Source organism: Kitasatospora sp. NPDC056783, assembly GCF_042789895.1.
GTDB lineage: Bacteria > Actinomycetota > Actinomycetes > Streptomycetales > Streptomycetaceae > Kitasatospora.
Genome location: NZ_JBHUAF010000116.1, coordinates 1 through 7,801 on the forward strand (window position 1 = coordinate 1; position 7,801 = coordinate 7,801).

Genomic DNA, 7,801 nt, shown 5'->3' on the forward strand with positions numbered 1-7,801 from the left:
CGTGCCCGGGGTACCCGGCTGCCCGGCGTGGACGACGGACCGCCGCCCGCGCTTGGGAGGGCGTGGGCGGCGGTGGGGGAGGGATGGATCAGGACGGGAGGTCGAGGACCTGGCCGGGCAGGATCAGGTTCGGGTCCTCGCCGATGGTCTCGCGGTTGAGGTCGTAGAGCGCGGGCCAGCCGCCGGCGATGTCCAGGCGCTCGGCGAGGTCGTCCAGGGTGTCGTTCTTCCGGACGGTCCAGGTGCCGTCGTCCTCGTCGGAGACGGCCGCGGTGTGGTGGGCGGCGTGCTGGGGGTCTGCGTGGTGCGGAGCGGCCGGGGGAGGCGGGGCGGCCTCGTGGCCCTGGCCGTGGGCGGCGCGGGCGCCGCAGGCGGGCCAGGGGGAGAGCCCTCGGCGGCCGGCGAGGCGCTCGGCGACGGCGATCTGCTCCTCGCGGGTGGCGAGGTCGGCGCGGGCGGCGTAGTCGAGACCGCCGTTCTCCCGCCAGGTGGGCTGGTCGAACTGGAGACCGCCGAAGTAGCCGTTGCCGGTGTTGATGCGCCAGTTTCCGCTGCTTTCGCAGTCCGCCACGCGGTCCCAGTCGTACGAGCCGCCGTCCGCCCTTCCGGGGTCGGACCCGCCGTCGCGGCCTGGTGGCGCGGCGTGGGCCGCTGGGGCGGCGGCGAGGGCCACGGTCAGGGCGCAGAGCGCGGTCGGGACGATGCGGCGCAGATGGGGGGCGGTGGGAGGCATGGGCGGCTCTCAAGCTGGGGGACAGGACTGCCACCGTCCGCGGACGGCGCACTCCCACCCATGCACGCCGGTCCGGGCGATCCGGCGCCGACACGTCCGACGGGTCACCCGGGCGGCGGCCCGGTACCACCCCGGCGGCCCGCGGCCGATCGGCCGTCACCCTCGTCACCGGCCCCCGGCACGCGCCGACCGGACCGCCCGGCGGTCGTGGCGCGCGCCGGGCGCACGGCACACGCGCGGGCCGTGCGCGAGCGGGCGGACTGCGGCCGGAGTACGGGCCGGGGTGCGGCCCGGGCACACCGCCGTCGCCGGACCGGCCGCGACGGGGAGTGTCCCCGGGGGGGGCGTGGGTGACCCTCCCCGTTGGTCTGATCAAGCGTCAACTGTGAGGGTTGGTATGGGAGTTCAGCTCCCGGAGGCCACCGGGAGGTCCGCCAGTCGCCACTCCAGCATGCCGTCGTTGAGCCGGACCGCCCGGAGTCCGTGGGCGGTGAGCAGCCGGACCGCGTCGTACGCCAGGACGCAGTACTCGCCGCGGCAGTAGACGACCACCTCGGTGTCCGGGGGCAGCTCGTCCAGTCGCTCGGTCAGCTCGTCGACCGGGATGGAGAGCGCGCCGGGGATGTGTCCGGCCAGGTACTCCTCCGCCGGCCGCACGTCCAGCACCACCACGTCGCCGGCTTCGGCGCGGGTGCGCAGCTCTTCGTGGCCGACCTCCCGTGCGCCGTCGTCTCCCAGGTAGGCGTCGAGGGCGGGCGGCACCGCGGCCTGGTGGCGCTCGGCGACCTTGCGGAGCAGGGCGAGCAGTTCGCCGACGTCCGGGCCGGAGAGCCGGTAGTGGATGCGGACGCCCTCGCGGCGGGTGGCGACGAAGCCGGCCTGCTTGAGCGTCTGGAGGTGGGCTGAGGCGGTGGTCAGGTTCAGTCCGGCGGCCTTGGCCAGGGCGTCCACGGTGCGCTCGCCCTGGGCGAGCAGGTCGAGCAGCTCCAGGCGCTTTCCGCTGGCCAGGGCCTTGCCGCTGGCGGCGAACGCGTCGTACAGCTGGGCCTTCGCCTCGGTCCCGGCCATCGCGGGTGCCTCCGTTCGCCGGCCGTGGGGCCGCATCGTCCAAGGTTCCATGGAATAGCGTACCGGAGTCGACGTGATCAAGGGTTCCGAGCTCAGAGGCTATCTTCCAGAAATCCATGGAATATTGTGGATGGTGCCGACTGCTGCGACCAGGCACCGGCCGCACCCCGTCGTCACAGGAGGACCGATGAACACAGCGACCCCGGAGGCGTCCGACCGGGAGGCGGATGGCCCGCCTCGACCGGCCCGTCCGGTGCGGCTCGGCCTGCGGGAGAACCGGCTCCAGTTCACCCTTCTGGTCGTGGTCACCGCCACCGTCGGCGGCCTGGTCGGCCTGGAGCGCACCACCGTGCCGCTGATCGGCTCCGAGGTCTTCCGCCTCACCAGCGACCTCGCCGTCTTCTCCTTCATCATCGCCTTCGGCGTCACCAAGGCCCTGACCAACCTCGCCGCCGGCGCGCTGACCGCGCGCTTCAGCCGCAAGCGGCTGCTCGTCGCGGGCTGGCTCGTCGGCATCCCCGTCCCCTTCGCCCTCGCCTGGGCGCCCTCGTGGGGGTGGATCGTGGCCGCGAACGTGCTGCTCGGCATCAACCAGGGGCTCACCTGGTCGATGACCGTCAACATGAAGATCGACCTGGTCGGCCCGGCCCGGCGCGGGCTCGCCACCGGCCTCAACGAGGCGGCCGGCTACGCCTCGCTCGGCGCGACCGCGCTGATCACCGGCTACCTCGCCACCTCGTACGGGCTGCGGCCGACGCCCGAGCTGATCGGCGTGGTCTTCCTCGTCGCCGGCCTCGCGCTGTCCCTGGTCGTCCGCGACACCGGGGCGCACGTCGCGCTGGAGCTCGCCCAGCACCCCAAGCCCGCTCCAGGGGAGTCGCCCGGCCTGTGGCAGACCTTCCTGCACACCTCCTGGAAGGACCGCTCGCTGCGCGGCGCCAGCCAGGCCGGCCTGGTGAACAACCTCAACGACGGCCTCACCTGGGGCGTCTTCCCACTGCTGTTCACCGACCACGGGCTGGGCCTCGCCGCGATCGGCCTGATCAAGGGCCTGTACCCGCTGCTGTGGGGCTTCGGCCAGATCCCCACCGGCCACCTCGCCGACCGGATCGGCCGCAAGCCGCTGATCGTCACGGGCATGCTGGTGCAGGCCGTCGGCCTGGCCCTGGCCCTGCTGCTGCTCGACCGGCCGCTGCTGGCCGGCATCGCCTCGGCGGTGCTGCTCGGGCTCGGTACCGCGATGGTCTACCCGGCGCTGATCGCCTCCGTCTCCGACCACGCCCACCCGAGCCGGCGCGCCAACGCCCTCGGCACCTACCGGTTCTGGCGTGACATCGGCTACGCGGCCGGGGCCCTGCTGGCCGGCGTGCTCGCCGACGCCCTCGGCCTGGGCGCCACCATCGTGGCGGCGGCCGTGCTCACCGCGGCCTCCGGGCTGCTCGCCGCCCGGCTGATCGGGGAGAAGGCCTCCGGCTGAGACTCTCTCCGGGAAAGGGGCGCCGACGGCCCGAAGGTCGTGTACCGAGGGTTCCCGGCCATCCGCCGTTCAGCTGTCGTTCGCCGTCCGCACGGCCCGGTGTGATCCGGCCGTGCGGTTCGGCTGGGAGCCTCCTGGGCGATTCCCCGAGCCCAGGAGGCGGCAGTGGTGGCACGACCCTCTCGTAGAACGGTCCTTCGTACGGGCACAGCGGCCGGCGCGCTCGCCGCGCTTCCCGCGTCCACCCTGCTGTGGACGCGGCCCGCCGTGGCCGGCACCCCCGGCCCGGAGCAGATCCACCTCCAGTGGGGCGGCGAGCCCTCCCGTGAGATGACCGTCTCCTGGGCCACGGCCGCCTCGGTCAGCCGCCCCCGGGTCCGGATCGGCACCCCGCGCGGCGGCGCCGGCCGGACCGTCGACGCACGCAGCCGCAGCTACGTCGACGGCCTCAACAAGGTCGAGACCTTCACCCACCACGCCCGCCTGGACGGCCTGCGCCCCGACACCACCTACGTCTACGAGGTGCTGCATGACGGCGCCCAGCCGGTGCGCGGCACCTTCCGCACCGCCCCGGCGCGCGGCCGCGCCGCGTTCCGCTTCACCAGCTTCGGCGACCTCGGCACCGGCGACAACGTGTTCAAGAAGTCGTCCGTCCACGGTGCCGCCGCCGTCCGGCAGGTCGAGCAGTTCAACCCGCTGTTCCACCTGCTCAACGGCGACCTCGCGTACGCCAACAACAACCCGCAGCTCCAGCCGCAGGCCTGGAACGCGTTCATGAACAACATGGCCAAGTCGGCCGCCAACCGACCGTGGATGCCGACCCCCGGCAACCACGAGGTCGAGGCCGGCGGCGGCGACCTCGGCTACGCCTCGTACCTCACCCGCTTCGAGCTGCCGGACAACGGCGCCCGCGACCACCGCGGCAACTGGTACGGCTTCCAGGTCGGTTCGGTGCTCTTCGTCAGCCTGGACGGCAACGAGATCGCGGTCGAGGACGACGCCAGCATCGACCCGGCCACCGGGCAGTCCGTCTACATCAGCGGCTACAGCGAGGGCGCCCAACTCCGCTGGCTGGACCGCTTGCTGTCGCGTGCCCGGGCCGGCCGCACGGTGGACTGGATCGTGGTCTACCTGCACCAGTTCGCGATGTCCACCTCGGCCGCCAGCCACGGCGGCGACATGGGCATCCGGGAGAAGCTGCTGCCGCTGCTCGACCGCCACTCCGTCGACCTCGTCCTGGCCGGCCACGACCACGACTACGAGCGCACCCACCCCGTGCGCGGCACCGCCCCCGGCGGACTGCTCACCCCGGCCGTCGCCGCCGACGACCTGCGGCAGATCGACACCTCCGAGGGCACCGTCCACCTCATCCTGGGCGGCGGTGGCACCGCCGGGCACGACGACGTCTACCTGCCCGCCGGCGCCGACGGCGTGCGCGAGGGCTTCGTCCGCACCCAGCGGCTCACCTACAAGGCGGACCCGGACGCCAAGGAGAAGGCCCACTGGTCGGCGGTCACCGACCCGGACACCGACTACCCCTACGGCGTCGCGGTGTTCGACGTCGACCCGGGCCTCGTGCCCGGCGGCCGCACCACCATCACCGTCAGCTACTACCACTCGGCGCCGGCCACCGCCGCCAACCCGCTCCCGACGCCGGTGCTCCACGACCGCTTCACCCTCTACCGCGACCGCAGCGACGGCTGGGCGGACGACGACGACCAGGGTGAGGACGAGAACGGCCGACTGGCCTCCGCCCGGCGGTAGTCCTCGGACCTGGGCCCGCCGCGCCGCCCGGCGCGGCGGGTTCTCGTTCTCTCCGTCGTCATCGCCAATGTGCCGATGGGGAAAGGGAGTCGACAGCGGATCGGGTGGTGCCGGACCTCTTGTCAAAGGTTAGGGAAGTTTCCTAACTTGATGTCATGTCCGAGAACGAGACCGAGAACGAGACCGAGATCTCCCGGCCCTCCCGGCCCTCCCGGCGTGACCTCCTCCGAGCCGGCACGGCGGGCGGAGCGGCCCTCGCGGCCGGCGGCCTCCTGCTGCCGGGTACCGCCCTGGCAGCGCCGGCTCTCCCCGCCGCCCCGACCGCTCCCGCCACTCCGGCCACCCTCGCCACTCCGACCGTTCCCGCGCCTCGCGGCGAGCGGGTCGCGGGATCCGCGTTGCGGCCCTTCGGCCGGCACCTCGCCTTCGGGGCCGACCCCTCCCAGCAGGTCGTCGTCTCCTGGCAGGTGCCGGACGCGGTGACCGCCCCCTTCGTCCGGCTCGGCGTCAAACCCGGAGACTTCGGCTCCCCGATCGCCGCCGAGGTCCGCACGCTGGTCAGCAAGCTCTCCTGGCAGCACCCGGTCGAGGACCAGCCCCTGGTCAAGCCCACCACCGTCACCCAGTACTACCTGCACGCCCAGCTGGATCAGCTGATCCCGGACACCACCTACTACTACGTCGTGGGCCACCAGGGCTACGACCCGGCCGGCCAGGGTGCCCGGCTCGGCGACGTGGCGAGCTTCCGCACCGCGCCCGCCCCCGGCCGCGGCGCCGGGTTCACCTTCACGGCCTTCGGCGACCAGGGCATCGGGTACAACGCGGCAGCCACCGGCAACCTGATCTCCGGCCTCGACCCCGCCTTCCACCTCCACATGGGCGACCTCTCGTACGCCAACGCCGGCGGCAGCGGCAAGACCAGCGACGCGTACGACGCCCGCCTCTGGGACTCCTTCTTCGTGCAGAACGACCCCGTCGCCTCCCGGACCCCGTGGATGCCGGCGATCGGCAACCACGAGATGGAGCCGTGGTACGGGGCCGACGGCTACGGGGGCATGCGTGCCCGGTTCACGACCCCGGACAACGCCTGGAGCCAGTCCACCGGCATCTACTCCTGGCGTTACCAGAACGTCGGCCTGATCAGCCTCGACGGCAACGACGTCTGCTTCAACACCCCGGCCAACCTCGACTACACCAAGGGCAAGCAGAAGAAGTGGCTGGAGAGCCGGCTCGCCGCGCTGCGCGCCGACTCCGGCATCGACTTCATCGTCGTCTACCTGCACCAGTGCACCTACTCCACCTGCCACGACAACGGAGCCGAACTCGGCGCGCAGCAGGACTGGGCCCCCTTGTTCGACAAGTACCAGGTGGACCTGGTGCTCAGCGGCCACAACCACGTCTACGAGCGGACCGATCCCATCCGGGCGGGCAAGGCCACCCGCAAGGTCGCCTCCGGCGACACCGTGAACCCGGTGAAGGACGGCACCACTTATGTCGTCGCGGGCGGCGGTGGCGGCGGGCTCTACTCCTTCCCGGCCGCCGACACCTATCTCGGGCACGAGACCGCCAACGACAAGTCCGTCCCCATGGTGGTCTCCGACCGGGGCGGGCAGAGCCAGACGGTCAAGGTCACCTGGTCCAGGGTCCGTTACACCGGCTACTGCCTGGTCACGGTCGACGTGACCCCCGCCGCCGGAGGCAGGCCCGCCCGGATGGAGGTGCGTTCGCTCACCGAGGACGGCACGGCGGTGGACCGGGTCACCGTGCAGCGGGGCTGACGCTTCGGCGGGCTCCTTCTCCCCTGTGCCCGGGAATCCTCCGGCGCCGAAGGCGGTTGCAACCGACGGCCCACGAACGACTTCCGGTTCGATGCAGGCCCCTGACGGTTGGCCATGGGAGGGCGAACGTGAAGATCGGCGATGTCGAGGTTCTGGCGATCACGGACGGGATGGGCAAGGAGATCGCCTCCGAGATCCTCAAACGCCCTGACGTCGACGACCCGTGGGCCTGTCACGATCACCACCGGGACGCGGACGGGAGCCTCGGCCTGCCCCTGGGCGGCTTCCTGGTGCGCAGCGGGGAGCGGACCGTCCTGGTCGACGCCGGAGTCGGGCCGTTCGACGACGGCAATTACCGCGGGGGCCGGTTGCTCGACTCGCTCGCCGCCCACGGTGTCACCCCCGGCGACGTGACCGATGTGCTCTTCACCCACCTGCACTTCGACCACATCGGCTGGGCGGCCGTCGACGGCCGGCCCGTCTTCCCCCGTGCCACCTACCGCGCCCACCGCGCCGACTGGGAGCACTTCGTGACGGGTGACGCCGCCGTGCCGGAGGCGGTCGAGAAACTCGGCCCGATCGGCGGCCAACTGGAGCTGTTCGACGGCGACTTCACGCTCGCTCCCGGTGTCGACGCCCTCCACCTGCCCGGCCACACCCCCGGCACGACCGTGTACGTGGTCTCCTCCGGCGGACGCCGCGCCCTGCTGCTGGGGGACGTGGTCCACTCGGTGGTCCAGTTCAGCGAGCGCGACTGGCAGGTGATCTGGGACGTCGACCCCGTTGCCGCCTCCGCCGTGCGCAACCGCATCGCCGACGAGGCCGCCGACACGGACGACCTGCTGGTCGCCGCCCACTTCCCGGGCATGCGGTTCGGCCGCATCATCGCGGGGGACGGCGAGCGGCGTTTCGTCGCCGTCTGATCAGTCGCCAACGGGGGGATCTGCGCCGGAAGTCGGGCGGGCCGACTTCCGGCGCGGC

The 7,801-nt window shown here is 72.7% G+C and carries 6 protein-coding genes; 4 read left to right on the forward strand and 2 right to left on the reverse strand.

Annotation, left to right across the window (positions count from 1 at the left end):
- Nucleotides 1-88: 88 nt before the first annotated feature.
- Both ACFRMQ_RS18530 and ACFRMQ_RS18535 read right to left on the reverse strand, forming a co-directional pair.
- Nucleotides 89-733: a transglycosylase family protein gene (locus ACFRMQ_RS18530; RefSeq protein ID WP_380731534.1), complete on the reverse strand. Its 645-nt coding sequence runs from the start codon at nt 731-733 to the stop codon at nt 89-91.
- Nucleotides 734-1,138: 405 nt separating this feature from the next.
- Nucleotides 1,139-1,801, reverse strand: coding sequence for an ArsR/SmtB family transcription factor (locus tag ACFRMQ_RS18535; protein ID WP_380731535.1), 663 nt, complete (start codon nt 1,799-1,801; stop codon nt 1,139-1,141).
- 187 nt (nt 1,802-1,988) lie between these two features.
- Here ACFRMQ_RS18535 and ACFRMQ_RS18540 point away from each other — a divergent pair, with 187 nt between their 5' ends.
- The 4 genes from ACFRMQ_RS18540 (at nt 1,989) to ACFRMQ_RS18555 (ending at nt 7,743) form a co-directional block, all read left to right on the forward strand.
- Nucleotides 1,989-3,278, forward strand: coding sequence for an MFS transporter (locus tag ACFRMQ_RS18540; RefSeq protein WP_380731536.1), 1,290 nt, complete (start codon nt 1,989-1,991; stop codon nt 3,276-3,278).
- A 168-nt stretch (nt 3,279-3,446) separates the two neighbouring features.
- Nucleotides 3,447-5,042, forward strand: a complete 1,596-nt coding sequence (locus tag ACFRMQ_RS18545; protein WP_380731537.1) for a purple acid phosphatase family protein — start codon at nt 3,447-3,449, stop codon at nt 5,040-5,042.
- Between the two features lie 155 nt (nt 5,043-5,197).
- A complete protein-coding gene (locus tag ACFRMQ_RS18550) occupies nt 5,198-6,820 on the forward strand; it encodes a purple acid phosphatase family protein (protein ID WP_380731538.1) in 1,623 nt (540 codons plus the stop codon).
- 128 nt (nt 6,821-6,948) lie between these two features.
- Entirely contained in the window at nt 6,949-7,743 is a 795-nt protein-coding gene (locus ACFRMQ_RS18555; RefSeq protein ID WP_380731539.1) for an MBL fold metallo-hydrolase, read from the forward strand.
- Nucleotides 7,744-7,801 lie beyond the last annotated feature (58 nt).

What these genes read in the sequence shown, in the direction of transcription:
- ACFRMQ_RS18530 (WP_380731534.1), bottom strand. Translation starts at nt 733, where the DNA reads ATGCCTCCCACCGCCCCCCATCTGCGCCGCATCGTCCCGACCGCGCTC.
- ACFRMQ_RS18535 (WP_380731535.1), bottom strand. Translation starts at nt 1,801, where the DNA reads ATGGCCGGGACCGAGGCGAAGGCCCAGCTGTACGACGCGTTCGCCGCC.
- ACFRMQ_RS18540 (WP_380731536.1), top strand. Translation starts at nt 1,989, where the DNA reads ATGAACACAGCGACCCCGGAGGCGTCCGACCGGGAGGCGGATGGCCCG.
- ACFRMQ_RS18550 (WP_380731538.1), top strand. Translation starts at nt 5,198, where the DNA reads ATGTCCGAGAACGAGACCGAGAACGAGACCGAGATCTCCCGGCCCTCC.